This window comes from Paracoccus sp. NIOT.M2S5SZ12, from assembly GCF_057748165.1.
On record NZ_JBYLFR010000067.1, the window covers coordinates 1 to 748 of the forward strand.

Below are 748 nucleotides of genomic sequence, written 5' to 3' on the forward strand. Positions count from 1 at the left end.
ATCTCTCTGAAACGATAAAAAACCCGATCAGGACACACATGGCGCGGGGTAGAGCAGCCCGGTAGCTCGTCAGGCTCATAACCTGAAGGTCGTAGGTTCAAATCCTACCCCCGCAACCAGACTTTCTGCCACGATATTAAAGGCTTAGGCCGATGCAAGGCGCCCCACGGGGCGCCTTTTGCGTTGCAAAGCAGAACAACACATTCCCCAAAGATTCCAAACCCTTACGAACTCCCCCGATTCCTCCGTGCAACACACATGCGACACGGGAAACACCGGATGTTCGTGGGACGTTCCTGTTGGCGAAGGCGTGTCGCTCACGGCCGTACCCCGGTGATTGCGACCATTGCGTCCTCGAAGGCAGCCTGCGCCCCGGCCCCCTGCCGCATCCAATACTCGCGCTTCTCGTTGTGGACCACACGCCCGAAACCGTGCTGCGTCATTGTGGCTGGATCACCGTGATCGCGGATGAAAACCTTTGAAAAGTACTGACCTGCCACTGAACTTTCATCCAGCCGCGACCGGAGCCGGTAGCTGATTTACGCCTTTCGGCGTGGGTTGAGCAATCGCCCGGCGCGCGGAACCCTCATCGCGTGCAGCGGGACGGGCGATTGCGGTGGTCAGGTGCAGAGCAAAGCCTGCGGGGGGGCTGGTAGCCGAGGGCCGAGTGGGGCCGCGCGGTGTTGTAGTCGGTGACCCAGGCCGCGATCAGATCGCGGGCATGGGCCAGGCTGCGGAACAGCGTCTC

Annotated in this window: 1 tRNA gene and 1 pseudogene; one reads left to right on the top strand and one right to left on the bottom strand. The window is 61.0% G+C overall.

The features are described from left to right. The first annotated feature begins 42 nt into the window (after window positions 1-42). Window positions 43-119, top strand: a tRNA-Met gene (locus tag AC2SGK_RS18310). A gap of 388 nt (window positions 120-507) precedes the next feature. On the opposite strand, the pseudogene AC2SGK_RS18315 reads toward AC2SGK_RS18310, so the two are convergent. Beyond that, window positions 508-748, bottom strand: a pseudogene (locus AC2SGK_RS18315) (integrase core domain-containing protein); the annotation flags it as partial.